The following is an 18562-nucleotide window of genomic DNA, read 5'->3' as shown; positions in this document are numbered from 1 at the left end:
TTATGACCGACTACAAAGCGACACTGAACCTGCCGGAAACGGCATTTCCGATGCGTGGCAACCTGCCCCAGCGCGAGCCGGGACAACTGGCGCGCTGGGATGAAATCGACCTGTATCGTCAGTTGCGCGAAGCGGGCAAGGGCCGTGAGCAGTTCATCCTGCATGATGGCCCTCCCTACGCCAACGGCAACATCCATATCGGTCATGCAGTCAACAAGGTGATCAAGGACATGATCATCAAGTCCAAGACCCTGAGCGGCTTCGACGCCCCCTACGTGCCGGGCTGGGACTGCCACGGTCTGCCGATCGAACACAAGGTCGAAACCCTGATCGGCAAGGCCGGTGACAAGGTTCCCTACCGTGAATTCCGTCAGAAGTGCCGTGAATATGCCGCCGAACAGGTTGCGGGCCAGAAAGCCGATTTCATCCGCTTGGGTGTATTGGGCGACTGGGACAACCCCTACCTGACGATGAACTTCGACACCGAAGCCAACATCGTGCGTGCGCTGGGCAAGATCATCGACAACGGTCATCTGGTCAAAGGCTACAAGCCGGTGTACTGGAGCGTAGTCGGTCAGTCCGCATTGGCAGAAGCCGAAGTGGAGTACCAGGACAAGACCTCCACCGCCATCGACGTGCGTTTCACTTTTGTCGATCAGGACAAGGTGCTGGCGCTGTTCGGCACGACTGAAGGCGAGGGTGCGGTATCGGTCGTGATCTGGACCACCACCCCCTGGACCATTCCGGCCAACCAGGCCGTTTCCATCAACGGCAATCTCGATTACGCACTGGTTGAAGCACACACCGAACAGGGTGTTGAGCGCCTGGTGCTGGCAGCCGAAATGGTTGATGCCGTGATGGCACGCTGGGGCGTAGACAAGTTCAGCGTGCTGGCGACCTGTAATGGCAGCGCACTGGAACTGTTGCAGCTGGAACACCCGGTCTATGCCAAACAGGTACCGCTGATCCTCGGTGACCACGTGACCACCGATGCCGGTACCGGTGCCGTACACACCGCGCCCGACCACGGCATGGAAGACTTTGTGGTCGGTCAGGCGTACGGCCTGGGCACCCTGAATCTGGTACAGGCCAACGGCACCTACACCGATGCAGCCGGCGAATTTTCCGGTGTGCACGTGTACAAGGCTGACGGTCCGGTCTGTGACGCACTGGAGCGTGAAGGCAAACTGGTTCACCTCAAGCGCTTCCAGCACAGCTACCCGCACTGCTGGCGCACCAAGACCCCGCTGATCTACCGCGCCACGCCGCAGTGGTTCATCTCCATGGAAGCCAAACAGCTGAAAAGCCAGGCACTGGATGCGATCAAGGGCGTGCAGTGGTTCCCCGAGTGGGGTCAGAACCGGATCGAATCCATGGTCGACCAGAGCCCGGACTGGTGTGTCTCGCGTCAGCGTACCTGGGGCGTGCCGATCACCGTGTTTACCCACAAGCAGACCGGTGAACTGCACCCGAGCACCCATGAACTGATCGAGAAGGTTGCGGCGCAGATCGAGCAGGGCGGCATTGATGCCTGGTTCGAGCTGGACGCCAGCGAACTGCTCGGGGTTGAAGCGGCCGATTACGACAAGGTTACCGATACCCTGGATGTCTGGTTCGACTCCGGTGTGACCCACCATGCCGTGCTGCGTCAGCGCGACGGCCTGCGCTTCCCGGCGGATCTGTACCTGGAAGGTTCCGATCAGCACCGTGGCTGGTTCCAGTCATCGCTGAAGACCTCCATCGCGATCAACGGCTGCGCACCCTACAAGCAGGTACTGACCCACGGTTTCACCGTCGACGAGAAGGGCTATAAAATGTCCAAGTCGCTCGGCAACGTGATCGGGCCGCAGGAAGTGACCGATACCCTGGGTGCGGATATCCTGCGCCTGTGGGTTGCGTCTACCGACTATTCCGGCGAAATGGCCGTGTCCAAGCAGATCCTGCAGCGCACCGCCGACAGCTACCGCCGTATCCGTAACACCTCCCGCTTCCTGCTGGCCAACCTGAACGGCTTCAACCCGGCCACCGATATGGTCAAGCCGGATGAAATGCTGGCGCTGGATCGTTGGGCCGTGGATGCCGCCGCATTGCTGCAGCAGAAAGTGATTGCCGCCTACGACAGCTACCGTTTCCTGGATGTCTATCAGCAGGTCCACCACTTCTGCGTGCAGGAACTGGGTGGTTTCTACCTCGATATCATCAAGGACCGTCAGTACACCACGCAGCCGGAATCGCTGGCGCGTCGCTCCTGCCAGACCGCATTGTTCCACATTGCGCAGGCACTGGTCCGTTGGGTCGCCCCGATCCTCAGCTTCACTGCTGAAGAGATCTACGCCGCCCTGCCGGGCGAGCACAAGGATTCGGTACTGCTGACCACCTGGTATGACGGCCTGTTTGAACTGGCCGACGACAGCGCTCTCGACCGTGACTTCTGGCAGCGCATCATGGCGGTCAAGGATGCTGTCAACAAGTGTCTGGAAGATGCCCGTGGCGAGAAGCTGGTCAAGGCGTCACTGGCCGCAGAAGCAACGCTGTTCGTTGATGATGCGCTGAAAACGGATCTGGAGCGCCTCGGCGATGAGCTGCGCTTTGTGCTGATCACCTCTGAAGCAACGTTGCAGCCGCTGGCAGATGCCGGTGATGCCCGTGCGACCGAGGTTGAAGGTTTGAAAGTGGCCGTTGCGGCATCCGCTCATGCCAAGTGCGGTCGTTGCTGGCACCACCGTGAAGATGTCGGCAGTCATGCCGAACATCCTGAGCTGTGTGGCCGCTGCGTTACCAACGTAGACGGTGCGGGCGAGCAGCGCGATATTGCCTGATGACGACTGTAACCGTCCCCGCCATGGGAGCCAGCGCCCTGCGCTGGCTCTGGCTGACTCTGCTGGTACTGGTGATCGATCTGGTCAGCAAGTACCTGGCTGACAGCCTGCTGACCTACGCCAACCCGGTGCCGCTGTTGCCGGTGTTTGACCTGACCCTGCTATACAACCCCGGTGCTGCCTTCAGTTTTCTGGCCTCGGCCGGTGGCTGGCAGCGTTGGCTGTTTGTCGCCATTGCGGTCGGCATGAGCGCCTTCCTGCTGCACTGGATGCGACGCACGCCGGTGGCGCAGAAATGTCTTGGCATCGGTCTGGCCCTGGTGCTGGGCGGTGCTCTGGGCAACCTGTTCGACCGTAGTGTACATGGTCACGTAATTGATTTTATCTCCCTGCACTGGGCCAATTATTACTTTCCGGCGTTCAACATCGCCGATTGTGCCATCACTGTAGGGACCTGTTTGCTGCTGGTCGACATGTTCTTCTTCAGCGGCAAAGCGCCAGATTGAACAAGGAACATAGAAAATGACAGACGCCGCTATTGGCCCGGGCAAGGCCATTACCCTGCATTTTGCGATCAAGCTTGAAGACGGGCAGCTGATCGACAGTAACTTCGACACCGCGCCGGCGAGCTTTACCTTCGGTGACGGCAACCTTCCTGACGGCTTTGAGCAGGCTCTGCTGGGCCTCAAGGCCGGTGAACACGCTGAACTGACGATCGCGCCCGAACGCGGTTTCGGCATGCACAACCCGGGCAATATTCAGGTATTGCCGCGCAGCCAGTTCAAGGACATGACGCTGGAGCCGGGACTGGTCGTATCCTTCCAGGAACCGGGTGGCGAACTGCCGGGCATGATTGTCGACTTCAGCGACGACAAGGTCACCGTCGATTTCAATCACCCGCTGGCGGGCAAGACGCTGATCTTCGAAGTGGAAGTGAAGGCCGTCGAAGCGGCTTGACAGCTGAACGATTTGTGATCAGTCTCGGGGTCTGAAGGCTTAAGGACAAGCCTGATATGGACCAATACAACGAGGCTGATCATGGACGATCACTGCACAGGACCAGACCACCGGCAACGGGGTCTGACCCTGGTCGAGCTGCTGCTCTGCATTACCATTCTGGCTATCCTGACATCACTAGCGCCCCCTGCATTCACTGACCTGCTGGCTCGTAGCCGGCTGGGTGCCGTGGAAACCGACCTGACCGGCTTGCTGGCATCGGCGCGTTCTTCTGCTCTCATGCGTAACCAGCGGGTGACCCTGTGTCACAGCGCCGACGGTCAGCAATGTGCCGATACCCGTCGTCAAGGCACCCATGCCTGGTCCGGTGGTTTACTGTTTGTTGATCTGGATCAGAACCGTACCGTGAGCAATGATGAAACAGTGTTTTACGTTGCGAACTTTTCATCAGCTGCGACCATACTCTGGAATCGTGGTGATTCACTTGTTTACCAGCCGGATGGCACGGTGCTGGGTGGTTCGAACGGAACTTTCACCATCCAGACACCCAACAGTACGCGGGAGCACCGGGTTATCGTCTCCATGATGGGACGGGTGCGCAGGGTACAAACAGCCTCCGAGCATGACTGATCGGCTCTACATGGGGTGGAGCCGTCACTTAAGACGTAATGAGGGAGCGTCGATACATGTCCGACTTTTTGATTGTGGGAGCGGGCGTCATCGGTTTGATGACGGCACGTCTGCTGGCTCAGGCCGGGGCCAAGGTAAAACTGATCGAACGTGGCCAGAGTGCCCGCGAAGCCTCCTGGGCGGGGGGCGGCATTGTCTCGCCGCTGTATCCCTGGCGCTACCAGGATGAAGTCACTGCGCTCGCGCTCTGGTCGCAGACCAGCTACGTACACCTGGCGCAGGAGTTGCTGGCGGAAACCGGTCTGGACCCTGAGCTGCGCCAGAAGGGCATGCTGATGCTGGCGGTTGAAGCGCAGGAAGAGCAGGCAGCACTGGGTTGGGCCCAGCGCTTTCATCGGCCGATGGTCAAGGTCGATGCCGATTTCATCTACCGTACCGAGCCCCATGTTGCGCCCGGCTTCGAGTCGGCCATCTGGATGCCGGAAGTGGCCAGCATCCGCAATCCGCGCCTGGGCCAGTCGTTGCGCCTGAGCGTCCAGCAAGACCCCAACGTGACCCTGTGTGAAGACAGCGAAGTGATCGGCTTCAGCACCTTTGGTGAACGGGTGACGGGCGTGAAGACCGCCAGGGGCGAGCACAAGGCGGATGAGGTGATTCTGGCCGGTGGTGCCTGGAGTGGCGAGTTGCTGGCGCAACTGGGACTGGAGCTGCCGGTCGCGCCGGTACGCGGCCAGATGATGGTATTCAAGGCGGCGCCGGGTGTGGTGGATCGAGTGGTGATGCTGGAGGGTCGTTACGTGATCCCGCGCAACGATGGCCGAGTGCTGGTGGGCAGCACGCTGGAACATGTCGGTTTCGACAAGACCACCACAGAAGAGGCCAGCCGCTCACTGTTCGATACCGCCACCCGCATTGTGCCGGAACTGGCGGACTACGAAGTCGAACACCACTGGGCCGGTTTGCGTCCGGGGTCACCGGATGGTGTGCCCTTCATCGGCGCGGTCCCGGGCTGGGAAGGTCTGCATCTGAATACCGGCCACTACCGCAACGGCCTCGTACTGGCACCGGCATCGACCCGTTTGCTGGCCGATCTGCTGCTTAAGCGTTCACCTGTGATCAATCCTGCTGCATACTCTCCTGCTGGACGTTTAACAGCACGCTGAGAAGTAGCGGGAGATCGATGAGCACACCGACACGGGTCCTGATGGCCCAGCTGAACTTGCTGGTCGGGGATATCCCCGGCAATACCAGCCGCGTTATAGAAACCGCACTCAAGGCACGGGATGAGCATCATGCTGATCTCGTGCTGTTCCCCGAACTGGCCCTGAGCGGTTACCCGCCGGAAGACCTGCTGCTGCGCCCCAGTCTGGAACTGCGCATTGCGCAGGCACTGGACCGGATCATGGCCGAAGTCAGTGGCATTACCCTGGTGCTGGGCTATCCGCGCTACCGTGACGGTGCGCTCTACAACATGGCCGGCGTGATCCGTGACGGTGAACTGATCGCCGAGTACGCCAAGCAGTGCCTGCCCAACTACCAGGTGTTCGATGAACAGCGCTACTTCGTGGCCGGTGATCAGCCGTGCGTGTTTGAACACGAAGGCGTGCGCATCGGCCTGAGCATCTGTGAAGATATCTGGCACAGTACGCCGACCGCACAGCTGGCTGAAGCGGGTGTCGACCTGTTGCTGAGCCTGAACGCATCGCCTTACCACATCAACAAACCGGCACAGCGGATCGATGTGGTGGCCCAGCGCGCGCAGCAGTTGGGTGCGCCGGTTGTCTATCTCAATCAGACCGGAGCCCAGGACGAGCTGGTGTTCGATGGCAACTCAATGTTCATTTCGGCGCAGGGTGAAACGCTGTTCCAGGGTGCGCATTGCGAGGAAGCTTTGTACACGGCGACCTTCGCTGCCAGTACTGGAACTCTAACCCCCGAGCAGCCCAGCCTGGTGGTACCGAGCCGTGATGCCAGCGTATATCAGGCACTGGTCACCGGGGTGCGTGACTACATCAACAAGAATGGCTTCAAGGGTGTGGTGCTGGGTTTGTCCGGGGGTATCGACTCGGCCCTGACCGTGGCCGTTGCCGTCGACGCGCTGGGACCGGAACGGGTTGAAGCGGTGATGATGCCATTTCGTTATACCTCCTCAATGAGTATTGAAGACGCCGAAGCCGAAGCGCGGGCGTTGGGCATCACCTATGACGTGATCTCCATCGAGCCGCTGTACGACAGCTTCATGCAGCAGCTGCAGGGACAGTTTGCCGGTTACGCCCCGGATACCACGGAAGAGAACCTGCAGGCGCGCTGCCGTGGCGTGTTGTTGATGGCGATCTCCAACAAGAAGGGCTATCTGGTGCTGACCACCGGCAACAAGAGCGAAATGGCAGTGGGCTACTCCACTCTGTACGGCGATATGGCCGGTGGCTTCGATGTGCTCAAGGATATTCCGAAAACGCTGGTCTACCAGCTGTCGCGCTATCGCAATACCGTTTCCCCGGTGATCCCGCAGCGCGTAATCGACCGTCCGCCATCCGCCGAGCTGGCACCGGACCAGACCGATCAGGACAACCTGCCCGACTACGACGTACTCGACCGCATTCTGGAACTGTACGTGGAACGGGACTACTCGGCACAGGCGATCATTGACGAAGGTTTTGAACCTGCCGATGTGAACCGGGTGCTGCGCCTGGTGGATATCAACGAGTACAAGCGCCGCCAGGCTCCGATCGGTCCGCGGGTAACCGAACGCGGTTTCGGTCGTGACCGCCGTTATCCGATCACATCCGGCTGGAAAGCCGGTATCTGAGCGTCAGTACCTTATCCACAACGCAAAAGGGCCAGCAGATGCTGGCCCTTTTCGTATGTTGAACGTGCCGTCGCACTTATTTGGCAGCGTTGTTCTCGTCTTCGAACACACCGAAGGTCATGCGATCGAACAGTGAGCGTTCCTGCTGCTGTGCATTGTCATCAGCGCGTTTCTGCGCGTCTGCACGCATGCGATCCGCCGCCGGAATCGGACGTGCCGGTTCAGCCGGTTCGGCACCGCCCAGCAGACCGAAGGTCGCGGTTTGGGTCAGCGTGGCACGGGCCTTCTTGAACGGGCGTACCTGATACTCGGGGTAGTTTAGGCTCAGTACGTCCATCGAGTTCTTGGCCAGGTCGTGCATGCCCAGCTCGGTATAGGCTTCGGCCATGATCGCCAGTGCATCCGGGACGGCCGGGGTTTCCTGCAGGTTTTCCACCACATAGCGGCCACGGTTGGCAGCGGCCACCCAGGCTTCACGCTTCATGTAGTAGGCCGCCACATGGATCTCGTGGGTCGCCAGACGGTTCTTCAGGTACTGCATGCGTTTCTGCGCATCCGGCGCGTATTCGCTCTGCGGATAACGGTTGAGCAGGGCGGAAAAACTTTCGAACGAGTCCAGAGCCGCGCCCGGATCACGCTGGCTGACATCCAGCGGCAGGTACTTTTCGAAGAAGGAACGGTCTTCCTCGAACGCCGTCAGCCCTTTCAGGTAGTAGGCGTAATCGATGTTGTCATGGTTGGGGTGCAAACGAATGAAGCGATCTGCAGCCGCACGCGCCGATACCGGCTCATAGTTGCGGAAGTAGGCATAGATCAGCTCCAGCTGGGCCTGCTCGGAATAGCGGCCAAACGGATAGCGCGCCTCCAGCAGCTGCAGCTTTTCGATGGCCAGACCGTAGTTGTCGGCTTCCAGTGCGCTCAAGGCTTCATCATAGAGCTGTTGTTCGGGGACATCCGGGGCCACTTCCTTTTCACCTCCCAACCATGAGCAGGCGGAAAGCAGGCTGAAAAGCACTACCGTGGCTAAGACTTTCAAGGGTCGCATGTTCATCATTCCTGATACTGGAGCCGGACTCGGCGTGACTGGCCGGATTCAGTTATACTGGCCAATAGTTATCCGGTCTATTTAAACATAACCGGAGCCCATGCCAAAACATCCGCCGACGAAGAATCATACAGATGTCAGAACTGCTAGAACTCGATGTACAGGTACCGGCCGAGATGTTCGGTATGCGCCTCGACCAGGCCGCGGCCCAACTTTTTTCCGACTACTCCCGTTCCCGCATCCAGGGCTGGATCAAAGAGGGCACCCTCAAGGTCAATGGTGAAGTCAAACGCACCCGTGACAAGCTCAATGGCGGTGAACTGATTGAAGTGCGTACCGAACTGGCACGGATCGAAAACCATGAAGGTGAAGCGATTCCGCTGGATATCATCTATGAAGATGACGATATCCTGGTGATCAACAAGCCAGCCGGCCTGGTTGTACATCCGGCTGCCGGGCATGACAGCGGCACCCTGATGAACGCCTTGCTGCACCATTGCCCGGATATTGCGCAGGTGCCGCGTGCCGGTATCGTTCACCGTCTGGACAAGGACACCACCGGTTTGATGGTGGTGGCAAAGACGATTGCCGCCCAGACCGAACTGGTCGTGCAGCTGCAGGAACGCACCATGGGCCGTGAATATGAAGCCGTGGTCCACGGCGTGATGACCGGCGGTGGCTGTGTTGACGAACCCATGGGGCGTCATTCCAAGAACCGACAGAAGATGGCGGTGGTCGGCCTCGGCAAGGAAGCGGTGACCCATTACCGCGTACTGGAAAAATTCCGTGCCCACACCCATATTCGCCTGAAGCTGGAAACCGGCCGGACTCACCAGATCCGTGTCCACATGTCGCACATCAACTACCCGTTGATCGGTGACCAGATGTATGGCGGCCGTTTCCGTCTGCCCAAGGGCTGCGGGGCGGGAATGGAAAGGACACTGCGTAATTTCCGCCGTCAGGCCCTGCATGCCAAGCGCCTTGAACTCTGGCATCCGGGAACGGGTGAACTGGTCTCCTGGGAGATCGATCTGCCTGAGGACATGCAGCAGCTGCTGGCGGTGCTCAAGCGTGATTCTGCCGAGTACGACTACGAGCTATGAAACTGATTCGACCCGCGCAACCGCTGGCACCCGGAGTGGCGGCATTGACCACCACCCGCGATGGCGGTGTCAGCCTCGCTCCCTGGGACAGCCTGAATCTTGGTGATCATGTGGGCGATGACCCCACGGCGGTGGCCGAGAACCGCCGTCGCCTGCAACAGGCACTGCAACTTGGCCAGCCGCAATGGCTCAGCCAGGTGCATGGGGTGCAGGTGGTGGAAGCGCGGGCCGATGGTGTTGTGCGCGAAGCGGATGGCTGCTGGACGCGAACCCCCGGTGTAGTGTGTACGGTGATGACGGCTGATTGTCTGCCGGTGCTGTTTGCCGATGCGCAGGGCACCTGCGTTGCGGCGGCGCATGCCGGTTGGCGCGGGTTGCTCAACGGTGTTTTGGAAGCAACGCTGGATGTGTTCGATGATCCGGCGCAGGTACGCGCCTGGCTGGGTCCGGCGATCGGCCCGACCGCCTTTGAAGTCGGGCCGGAAGTCCGCGCGGCCTTTCTGGCTGCGGATGCCGGTGCCGAACTGGCGTTCAAGCCTTCGCCCGGGCATGCAGGGCACTGGCTGGCGGATCTCTATGCGCTGGCGCGGCGGCGATTGCTGGCGGCCGGTGTGACCACGGTACGCGGCGGTGATTACTGCACCCATGACGAGCATGAACGCTTTTTCTCCTACCGCCGCGATGGCAAGACCGGTCGCATGGCGAGCCTGATCTGGATCGAGTGATCGCTACGCGCTCAGGCTGAAAACCGGTGGCTCAGCAGCGCCTGTTTATCAGCTATATGCGGAAGCGTTTGATCAGTGTCTGCAAGCCTCGTGTCTGTACTTGAAGCGCCTGGCCGATAGTGGCGGTTTCATGTGCAGCCTTATCACTGTGTTCTGCCAGCTGGTCGATGGCGGCCAACTGCTGATTGATATCTTCGGCAACCAGCGACTGCTCTTCAGCGGCACTTGCGATCTGAATTGTCATGGACTCGATGTGATCTACTGCTCCCTGAATCATCTCCAATGCTTCACCGGTCAGGCTTGCTTGCGTGCGTGTGTGTGTGGAATGTTTGGAGACCGCTTCCATGCGTTCACTGGCAATCTGAATGCTGCTGCGCCAGTGGTCCAGAATGCCACGGATCTCGGCTGTGCTGCTGTGGGTGCGACCGGCCAATGCGCGGACTTCATCGGCGACGACGGCAAAGCCACGCCCCTGTTCACCGGCACGGGCAGCTTCAATGGCAGCATTCAGGGCCAGCAGGTTGGTTTGCCCGGCAATGTCGATAATGACATCAAGTACCTTGCTCACGCGTTCGCTGTCGCTGACCAGTTGGCGAATGCCGGTGGTGGATTCGTCTACACCGGCGGCCAGTTGCTCGATCCCGCTCAGGGTGGCACGGACTTCATGCTGCCCCCGTGTTGATGCCTTGCCCGCCTCATGACCAGCATCAGCGGTTGCCCCTGCATGCTGTGCAACCTCTTGCACACTACAACTCATCTGGTTCATTGCTGTTGCAGCCAGTTCAGTCTGCTTACGTTGCTTATGAATGCTGTTCATGGAAGAGGCGCTGGCCTGCCCCAGTTGTTCAACCCCCTGGTTAAGCTGCGTGGCGGTTGTGCGGATCTCCGTAACCAGCTGTTGCAACTGGTCCATGAATAGATTGAAACTGGCCGCAAACTGCCCGACTTCATCGCGGGAGCTGACATTGAGTCGGTGACTAAGGTCGGCATCAGCACCGGCAATTTGTTGCATGGCCGCCAAGGCTTGCCGTACCCCTTGTGACAGTTTGCCACTGAGCCAGCCGGTGAGCAGCAGGCTGCAAATCAGTGCCAATACTGTCAGCATCAATGTTTGCCACAAGGCTGCCTGACTGCCTGCCAGTACATCGGTTCGCGTTGTTTCTCGGATCTCATCCTGTTGGGCCATCAGGGCCTGCAAACCGTTACGAATGGCAAACCAGCCTTTGTGTTCAACTTCCATCAGATGAGTACTTGCCACTTCCAGGCGGCCCTGCTCGGCCAGTTCAAGTACTTGCAGCTTTTCTGCACGATTCTGTTGCCAAGCGGTGGCTAGGGTCTGTAGCTCAGCTGCCATTGCCGGTTGATCCTGGTACAGCTGTTTCAGATCGGCCAAGGCAGCATCCACCCGACCAATAGCGCCTTCGGTGACCTTACGGGTCTGTGTTAATGCAGGATTGAATACCTTGTTACGGATCGCAATACCCGATAGCAAACCGTCTGCCAAGGCACTTTGCAGCAATGACATGGCGCGCGCATCGTGGTCAATATAACCAAGAAAGCGGGTTTCGCTGCGATCAAGGTGAATCAGGGCCATAATGAGCACAATCACCAGCAGACTACTGGAGACCAGCGTAGACAGTACCAACTTGATGCGCATGGAACGGGCGAGGGCAGACAGCATGTAAGCTCCTTGTATGCTGTTAATGGCAAGCAGTTTTACATATTACCCCGTATCGCCCGTATTGCTACTGATCTGGGCTGGCTGGCGCATCTCTACGCGGTGGCTCAGCAGCGACCCTTCTTGGCCTGTCCGGGCGGGCAGAACGTTGCGTTGTGGCGGCGGTCCCGGTGATGGTCATCGTGGCGGCGGTAGCGCCGATCATCCTGGTGACGGTCATCGCGGTGTTCCCGGGTATTGACCGACGTGCCGATGGCTGCACCGACGCCGGAACCGATAATGGCACCATCACGGCCGCCCAGTTCCGCCCCCAATGCACCGCCAATCGCGCCGCCGAGTGCGCCTCCCATTGCCGAATCGACCCTCAAGTCTCCTGCCATGGCGGTGGTTGGCAGCAGTACCGTGAGCATTACCGCTCGCATTACGTTCTTCACACCCTTCTCCTAATCGATTGCCACGGCCGTGGTTCGACCGTTGCTGATGCCGCCTATGAAACACCGGCACGACTGAATAGGGCATGAAAGCGCGGTTGGGAACACCATCGACAAGATGCAAAAAGGGGCTGCGCCGTCAGCCGGGCAGCCCCTTCGGGTGGATGCAGGCGGGGCGGTATCAGCTGCCGATCACACCGCCATCCGTGCGCTGTACCATCATGATGGTGGAGCGCGGTTTGCTGTTGCCGCCTGCCGGGAAGTGGGACGGTGTGCCTTTTTCACCCGGGTGCTGCACGCCGATGAAGACGGTGCGCTGGTCCGGTGAGAAGGTCAGGCCGGTAATTTCGCAGGCGATCGGGCCGGTGGCGAAGCGACGGATCTCGCCGGTAGCCGGGTCGGCGCAGAGCATCTGGTTGTTGCCCATGCCCGCGAACTCGCCGCTGTTGGAATACTTGCCGTCGGTCTGGATCCACAGACGACCGGCATCGTCAAAGCCGATGCCATCAGGGCTGTTGAACATGTTGTCGGCGTTGATGTTGGCGCTGCCGGCATAGAGACCATCCTGCACCGTCGGGTTACCGGCGATGGCGAACAGATCCCAGTCAAAGCGGTTATCCACATGGCTGGCCTTGTGCGGCCACCAGCGCACGATCTGGCCATAGTTGTTCTTGGCACGCGGGTTGGGGCCGCCCACCGGCTGGCCATCCTTGCCGCGGTTCTTGTTGTTGGTCAGGGTGCAGAACACGGCCTTGTTGTCTGGATGTACCGCGACCCATTCCGGGCGGTCCATGGTGGTGGCACCCACCTGAGTGGCGGCTTCGCGGGCAAAAATCAGCACTTCGGCCTGATCGGCAAACCCGTTGGCGGCGGTGAGGCCGTTGGTGCCGTGGCTCAGCTCGATCCATTCACCCTGGCCCTTGATCTCGCCATCGTTGGCGGAGAAGCGCGCCACATACAGCGTGCCGTCTTCCAGCAGATCGCGGTTGGCCGCCTGATCATTCGGGTTGTAGGTATCCTTGGAGACAAACTTGTACAGATGCTCGCCGCGTTCGTCATCACCGAGATAGACCACTACATGGCCGGACGGATCAATCGTCAGCGCCGCGTTCTCATGCTTGAAACGGCCCAGTGCCGTGCGTTTCTTCGGCGTGGCGGTCGGGTCCATCGGATCGATCTCCACTACCCAGCCGAAGCGGTGCGGTTCGTTTGGGTGCTTGCTCAGATCAAAACGCTCGTCGTGACGATACCACTGGTAATCCCGGTTGCCGGACTTGAGGCCGTAGCGTGTCTCACGTGCAGGCAACTCAACATCAAACTCATCTTCCGGTGAGGCGAAGTACTTGTGGAAGTTCTCCTCACAGGTCAGGTAAGTGCCCCAGGGCGTTTGCCCGTTGGCGCAGTTGTTGAACGTACCCAGCGCGCGGGTGCCCTTGGGATCGGCAGCGGTCTGCATCAGCGCATGGCCAGCGGCAGGGCCGGTCAGGTCCATCGGCGTATAGGCGGTGATACGGCGGTTATAGGTGGAGTTGCTATCCAGCTGCCACTCGCCCTTGGCGTTGCGGCGGATCTCGAAAATGGAGACGCCGTGTGCGGCCTGCGATTTCTTCACCTCATCGGCGGTCAGGGCCTGCTTGCCCTGATGGGCGAACAGGTATTCCTGGTTGGTATATTCGTTATTCACCGCCAGCAGGGCGCGGTCCTGGTCCAGCGGGAACAGGCTCATGCCATCGGTGTTGTCACCGAACTGGCCTGCCTGTGCGGCGGCGTTCTGGGTGCCGGACTCATCGAATGCCGGTGCGCCCTTCAGGATCGGGTCACCCCATGAGATCAGCGGCTGAGCCACATAACCTTCCGGCACCACAAAGGTATCCGCTGTGCTGGCGGCCACGGCCTTGAACCCGATCAACTTGCTGGGCGTTGGCTGGGTGGCGGCGGCCACGGCCTGGGCCAGCGGCGTGGCAGCAAGGAACAGGCCCATCACCGAGGCACCGCCGCGCAGGAAGTTGCGGCGGTTGATGCCCTTGGCGGTCAGGCGGTCAAAGTCGGTCTGTTCCAGTTCCGGATGATCTTCGGGGTCGAAATGATCGGGCTGATTCATGTCACTGATCCTGTGTCGGGTTACCGAAAAACAAAGCATTGTTGTACCCCTGTGCTATTACAGAATTAAGACGCGCACTTTTATATGAACAATTGCTGATTTAATGACCAGTGGCTCTTGAAGCCGGCCACGTTCACCCCTATCTATATACACAACCAATATAGACAACACGCACGCCGGATAACCGGTGCTGACGGAGATCAACAGGAGTGTCTATGCGACCCGATAAGTTTACTTCCCGTTTACAGGAAGCCCTGTCCGATGCCCAGTCGCTGGCGATCGGCAAAGACCACAACATGATGGAGCCGGTTCACCTGCTGGCCGCTTTCCTGCAACAGCAGAACGGCTCGGTAGCGCCGCTGCTGCGCCAGGCCGGTGCCGACCGCATGGCCCTGACCGCCAAGGTGGGCGAAGCCCTGGACAAACTGCCGGTGGTGAGCAGCCCCGACGGTGAGATTCGCCTGTCGCAGAACATGGCGCGGCTGTTCAACCTGACCGACAAGCTGGCGCAGCAGCGCGGCGACCAGTACATCGCCAGCGAACTGATCCTGCTGGCCATGCTGGAAGACAAGAGCGACGCCGGCAAGATCCTGAAAGCGTCGGGCGTGACCCGTCCGGCATTGGAGAACGCCATCAACAACATGCGTGGAGGAGACAGCGTGAACGACCCCAACGCCGAAGAAACCCGTCAGGCGCTGGATAAATACTGCATCGACCTGACCGAACGTGCCGAGTCCGGCAAGCTGGACCCGGTGATCGGCCGTGACGACGAGATTCGCCGCACCATTCAAGTGCTGCAGCGCCGTACCAAGAACAACCCGGTGCTGATCGGCGAGCCTGGCGTGGGTAAAACAGCCATCGTTGAAGGGCTGGCGCAGCGCATCGTCAACGGCGAAGTGCCCGAAGGCCTCAAGCGCAAGAAAGTGCTGTCGCTGGACATGGGTTCACTGATTGCCGGTGCCAAGTTCCGAGGCGAGTTTGAAGAGCGCCTGAAAGCGGTGCTGAACGAACTGTCCAAGCAGGAAGGCCAGGTCATTCTGTTCATTGACGAACTGCACACCATGGTCGGTGCCGGTAAGGGCGAAGGGGCCATGGATGCGGGCAACATGCTGAAACCGGCGCTGGCGCGAGGTGAACTGCACTGTGTCGGTGCCACCACGCTGGATGAATACCGCCAGTACGTGGAAAAAGACGCCGCACTGGAACGCCGCTTCCAGAAGGTCATTGTTGATGAGCCGACCGAAGAAGACACCATCGCCATCCTGCGTGGCCTGAAAGAGCGCTACGAGATCCATCACGGTGTCGATATCACCGACTCGGCGATTATCGCAGCGGCCAAGTTGAGCCAGCGCTACATCACCGACCGGCAGCTGCCGGACAAGGCGATCGACCTGATCGACGAAGCCGGTTCCCGCATCCGTATGGAGATGGACTCCAAGCCGGAAGAGATGGACCGACTCGACCGCCGTCTGATCCAGCTGAAGATGGAACGCGAGGCGCTGAAGAAAGAGAAAGACGACGCCGCACGCAAGCGTCTGGCCGAACTGGAACAGAACATCACCAAGCTGGAGAAGGAATACGCCGACTTCGACGAAGTGTGGAAAGCCGAGAAAGCCAGCCTGCAGGGCTCGCAGCAGATCAAGGAACAGCTTGATCAGGCGCGTGTCGAGATGGAGCAGGCACGCCGTGCCGGTGACTTGGCCAAGATGTCTGAGCTGCAGTACGGCCGCATCCCTGAGCTGGAAAAACAGCTGCAGGCTGCCGATAGCAGCGAGCAGACCGTTGAAGAGCACAAGCTGCTGCGTAACAAGGTGACCGAAGAAGAGGTGGCCGAAGTGGTCGCCCGCTGGACCGGCATTCCGGTAAGCAAGATGCTGGAAGGCGAGCGCGAGAAACTGCTGCGCATGGAAGATGCGCTGCACCACCGCGTCGTCGGCCAGAGCGAAGCCGTGGTGGCCGTGTCCAACGCCGTGCGCCGCTCGCGTGCCGGGTTGTCAGACCCCAACCGCCCCAACGGTTCCTTCCTGTTCCTCGGCCCGACCGGGGTGGGTAAAACCGAACTGTGCAAGGCGTTGGCCAGCTTCCTGTTCGACACCGAAGACGCCATGGTGCGGATCGACATGTCCGAGTTCATGGAGAAACACTCCGTGGCTCGCCTGATCGGTGCGCCTCCGGGCTATGTCGGTTACGAAGAGGGCGGCTACCTGACCGAAGCCGTGCGCCGCAAGCCGTACTCGGTGCTGCTGCTGGATGAAGTGGAAAAAGCGCACCCGGATGTATTCAACATCCTGTTGCAGGTGCTGGAAGATGGCCGCCTGACCGATGGCCAAGGCCGTACCGTCGACTTCCGCAACACCATCGTGGTGATGACATCCAACCTGGGTTCGGACCTGATCCAGAACTACAGCGACGATGACGACTACGAGTTGATGAAACGCGCGGTGATGGAAGTGGTGGGGACGCATTTCCGTCCGGAAGTGATCAACCGTATCGACGAGGTGGTGGTATTCCACAGCCTGCGCAAGGAACAGGTGGCCGGTATCGCCGAGATCCAGCTGGACCGCCTGCGCAAGCGTCTGGCCGAACGCGACCTGACCATCAAGCTGACCAGCACCGCCATGGACAAGCTGGTGGATGTGGGCTTCGAGCCGATCTACGGTGCCCGTCCGCTCAAGCGTGCGATTCAGCAATGGATCGAAAACGCGCTGGCGCAGCGACTGTTGGCTGGCGAGTACGAGCCGGGCAAAGAGATTGTGGTCGATGTGGAAGCCGGGGAGTTTACGTTCAAGTAACGCCCTGGTTGCCTGATCCACTCTGAGAGAAAAGCCTGCCGAGCAATCGGTGGGCTTTTTTTTTGTGAATTCAGGCGTTGGGGATTTTACTTAGGTTGTGTAGTCAGCCGAGGCGGGGCTGGTTATAGTGTTGGTAATGGATGACAGGGAGTACCGTGCAATCTCAGGTGAAAGCACGGTGGAGTTCAGCACGTAATGAAGGAGTATTAGGGATGGTTATACCCCGCCAAGTTTCACCTCTTATGCCTTCATGGCCAGCTTCGATGGCCGTACCCGCTGAGCACGGCTCTGTCGAGCGGATTTACCTTTTTATTAATGCCCTGAAAATTAAATCCTTAACTATCAATTGGTTAATTGATGGTGTCAGGAATTAAAAGGTATACCCTCTAATAATTATTATGAGGTCGGAGACCTCATAAACAGACTGTTAGGCAGTCCACAGATATTCGATGATTAGTATGAGGTGAGAATGGAATCGTACAGAAGTGCTGATACAGTAATTTGTATTGGGGATGAGAATCAGATGAAGACAGCATCTCTATACTTCGATGATGTGCTTCCTTTATCTACAGTGCCTTGTCCAGCAAACATCAGAAGCCCAGAATTGGACTCTACTGTCGTTTCATTTCTGACGGACCTAGGTTTGTCATTTACATACGATATTTTTGGCGAGTATCCTACAATGAAGTTGTGGGAAGATAAAAAAGAGACAAATGGTAAGTATTCGGGTTTTTTTGAATCTGAAGCCAGCTTCCTAGATTTTTATTTGTCCAATTCGGCTGGATTTAGAGCTGGCTTGAATGAATACATGAGAAAGTCGGGATTTAGAGATACTCCTATTTTAATTCCCGGTGATTCATTGATAACCAATAATCCCATAATGGAAAATACTCAAGATATTCTGATTGAGCTGATAAATGTTCCAGCTGTCAATACTGAGAACGCGCAATGGAATCAGATCTTTGAGTTTCGGAGTGATACTGAAAGTGTTGCCAAGCTAAGAAGACTTAGGCTATACCTCCATCAAACCTACGCGGGTAAAAGCAAAGATTTTTTGATAGATCACTTTTATTCGTCATTAGAAGATTACAATAGCGCAGCACGGAAACACGGATTTGATTTGAAAACCGGAGTATTATCTGGGCTAATTAACTCTAAGTCATTGCTAGCAACGTCTGGTGCCACATTTTCTTCGGTCTTATTTGGAGAGCCAATTCTAGCATCTGTAACGGCCGCTGGAGGTGCTTTGCTAGAGGTGGGTAAAATATCCCTTGAGCTCTCTAAAGCAAAATTCTCCTCTGAAGAATTTACTAACCAGCACCCTTTAACGTACATAATTGAAGCCAATAATAAATTATCACCCTAGAAAATGCCTAACAAGTGACTGTGGTGTCCAGTTAAATATTTAAGCCATATTTTCGCCCCAGCGTGTCTCGTTCTTGAGCATGGTGTTGAGCACCACGATCAGCTTG

Annotated in this window: 14 protein-coding genes; 10 read left to right on the top strand and 4 right to left on the bottom strand. The window is 58.4% G+C overall.

Going from position 1 to position 18562, the window contains the following annotated elements:
• Window positions 1–2 precede the first annotated feature (2 nt).
• From ileS to CLV44_RS06800, 6 genes are all read left to right on the top strand, one after another.
• The gene (gene ileS / locus CLV44_RS06825) at window positions 3–2819 is read left to right on the top strand and encodes an isoleucine--tRNA ligase (protein ID WP_106591374.1); all 2817 of its coding nucleotides are present in this window, start codon (window positions 3–5) and stop codon (window positions 2817–2819) included.
• Window positions 2819–3325 carry a signal peptidase II gene (gene lspA / locus CLV44_RS06820; RefSeq protein ID WP_106591373.1) on the top strand — a complete coding sequence of 169 codons (507 nt, stop codon included), beginning with the start codon at window positions 2819–2821 and terminating at the stop codon, window positions 3323–3325. The genes ileS and lspA overlap by 1 nt, the downstream gene beginning before the upstream one ends.
• Before the next feature lie 16 nt (window positions 3326–3341).
• On the top strand, window positions 3342–3776 hold the full coding sequence (locus tag CLV44_RS06815; RefSeq protein ID WP_106591372.1) for an FKBP-type peptidyl-prolyl cis-trans isomerase: 435 nt from the start codon (window positions 3342–3344) through the stop codon (window positions 3774–3776).
• Between the two features lie 81 nt (window positions 3777–3857).
• Window positions 3858–4406: a GspH/FimT family pseudopilin gene (locus CLV44_RS06810; protein WP_106591371.1), complete on the top strand. Its 549-nt coding sequence runs from the start codon at window positions 3858–3860 to the stop codon at window positions 4404–4406.
• Window positions 4407–4462: 56 nt separating this feature from the next.
• On the top strand, window positions 4463–5569 hold the full coding sequence (thiO, locus tag CLV44_RS06805) for a glycine oxidase ThiO (protein ID WP_106591370.1): 1107 nt from the start codon (window positions 4463–4465) through the stop codon (window positions 5567–5569).
• Window positions 5570–5586: 17 nt separating this feature from the next.
• The gene (locus tag CLV44_RS06800; protein ID WP_106591369.1) at window positions 5587–7215 is read left to right on the top strand and encodes an NAD+ synthase; all 1629 of its coding nucleotides are present in this window, start codon (window positions 5587–5589) and stop codon (window positions 7213–7215) included.
• 76 nt (window positions 7216–7291) lie between these two features.
• Here CLV44_RS06800 and CLV44_RS06795 read toward each other — a convergent pair whose 3' ends face one another.
• Window positions 7292–8260 carry an outer membrane protein assembly factor BamD gene (locus CLV44_RS06795; protein ID WP_106591368.1) on the bottom strand — a complete coding sequence of 323 codons (969 nt, stop codon included), beginning with the start codon at window positions 8258–8260 and terminating at the stop codon, window positions 7292–7294.
• Between the two features lie 134 nt (window positions 8261–8394).
• On the opposite strand from CLV44_RS06795, the gene rluD reads away from it, so the two are divergent.
• Window positions 8395–9363, top strand: coding sequence for a 23S rRNA pseudouridine(1911/1915/1917) synthase RluD (rluD, locus tag CLV44_RS06790; RefSeq protein WP_106591367.1), 969 nt, complete (start codon window positions 8395–8397; stop codon window positions 9361–9363).
• Entirely contained in the window at window positions 9360–10088 is a 729-nt protein-coding gene (gene pgeF, locus CLV44_RS06785; RefSeq protein ID WP_106591366.1) for a peptidoglycan editing factor PgeF, read from the top strand. The genes rluD and pgeF overlap by 4 nt, the downstream gene beginning before the upstream one ends.
• A gap of 52 nt (window positions 10089–10140) precedes the next feature.
• On the opposite strand, the gene CLV44_RS06780 is transcribed toward pgeF, so the two are convergent.
• From CLV44_RS06780 to CLV44_RS06770, 3 genes are all read right to left on the bottom strand, one after another.
• Entirely contained in the window at window positions 10141–11769 is a 1629-nt protein-coding gene (locus CLV44_RS06780; RefSeq protein WP_106591365.1) for a methyl-accepting chemotaxis protein, read from the bottom strand.
• A 104-nt stretch (window positions 11770–11873) separates the two neighbouring features.
• On the bottom strand, window positions 11874–12200 hold the full coding sequence (locus CLV44_RS06775) for a glycine zipper domain-containing protein (RefSeq protein ID WP_245912628.1): 327 nt from the start codon (window positions 12198–12200) through the stop codon (window positions 11874–11876).
• A 178-nt stretch (window positions 12201–12378) separates the two neighbouring features.
• Window positions 12379–14298 carry a PhoX family protein gene (locus CLV44_RS06770; protein WP_106591363.1) on the bottom strand — a complete coding sequence of 640 codons (1920 nt, stop codon included), beginning with the start codon at window positions 14296–14298 and terminating at the stop codon, window positions 12379–12381.
• Window positions 14299–14513: 215 nt separating this feature from the next.
• Between CLV44_RS06770 and clpB the strand changes: the two genes are divergently transcribed.
• Entirely contained in the window at window positions 14514–17090 is a 2577-nt protein-coding gene (gene clpB, locus CLV44_RS06765; RefSeq protein WP_106591362.1) for an ATP-dependent chaperone ClpB, read from the top strand.
• A 523-nt stretch (window positions 17091–17613) separates the two neighbouring features.
• Window positions 17614–18456 carry a hypothetical protein gene (locus CLV44_RS06760; RefSeq protein WP_146139982.1) on the top strand — a complete coding sequence of 281 codons (843 nt, stop codon included), beginning with the start codon at window positions 17614–17616 and terminating at the stop codon, window positions 18454–18456.
• The last annotated feature ends 106 nt before the right edge of the window (window positions 18457–18562 follow it).

The sequence above is a fragment of the Marinobacterium halophilum genome (assembly GCF_003014615.1).
GTDB lineage: Bacteria > Pseudomonadota > Gammaproteobacteria > Pseudomonadales > Balneatricaceae > Marinobacterium > Marinobacterium halophilum.
Note: the sequence above shows the minus strand (reverse complement) of the source record. Positions and strands in the feature narration are given on the sequence as shown.

Bases quoted from the DNA above. Each gene is read 5' to 3' on its own strand.
- ileS (WP_106591374.1), top strand. From the start codon at position 3: ATGACCGACTACAAAGCGACACTGAACCTGCCGGAAACGGCATTTCCG.
- lspA (WP_106591373.1), top strand. From the start codon at position 2,819: ATGACGACTGTAACCGTCCCCGCCATGGGAGCCAGCGCCCTGCGCTGG.
- CLV44_RS06815 (WP_106591372.1), top strand. From the start codon at position 3,342: ATGACAGACGCCGCTATTGGCCCGGGCAAGGCCATTACCCTGCATTTT.
- CLV44_RS06810 (WP_106591371.1), top strand. From the start codon at position 3,858: ATGGACGATCACTGCACAGGACCAGACCACCGGCAACGGGGTCTGACC.
- thiO (WP_106591370.1), top strand. From the start codon at position 4,463: ATGTCCGACTTTTTGATTGTGGGAGCGGGCGTCATCGGTTTGATGACG.
- CLV44_RS06800 (WP_106591369.1), top strand. From the start codon at position 5,587: ATGAGCACACCGACACGGGTCCTGATGGCCCAGCTGAACTTGCTGGTC.
- CLV44_RS06795 (WP_106591368.1), bottom strand. From the start codon at position 8,260: ATGCGACCCTTGAAAGTCTTAGCCACGGTAGTGCTTTTCAGCCTGCTT.
- rluD (WP_106591367.1), top strand. From the start codon at position 8,395: ATGTCAGAACTGCTAGAACTCGATGTACAGGTACCGGCCGAGATGTTC.
- pgeF (WP_106591366.1), top strand. From the start codon at position 9,360: ATGAAACTGATTCGACCCGCGCAACCGCTGGCACCCGGAGTGGCGGCA.
- CLV44_RS06780 (WP_106591365.1), bottom strand. From the start codon at position 11,769: ATGCTGTCTGCCCTCGCCCGTTCCATGCGCATCAAGTTGGTACTGTCT.
- CLV44_RS06770 (WP_106591363.1), bottom strand. From the start codon at position 14,298: ATGAATCAGCCCGATCATTTCGACCCCGAAGATCATCCGGAACTGGAA.
- clpB (WP_106591362.1), top strand. From the start codon at position 14,514: ATGCGACCCGATAAGTTTACTTCCCGTTTACAGGAAGCCCTGTCCGAT.
- CLV44_RS06760 (WP_146139982.1), top strand. From the start codon at position 17,614: ATGAAGACAGCATCTCTATACTTCGATGATGTGCTTCCTTTATCTACA.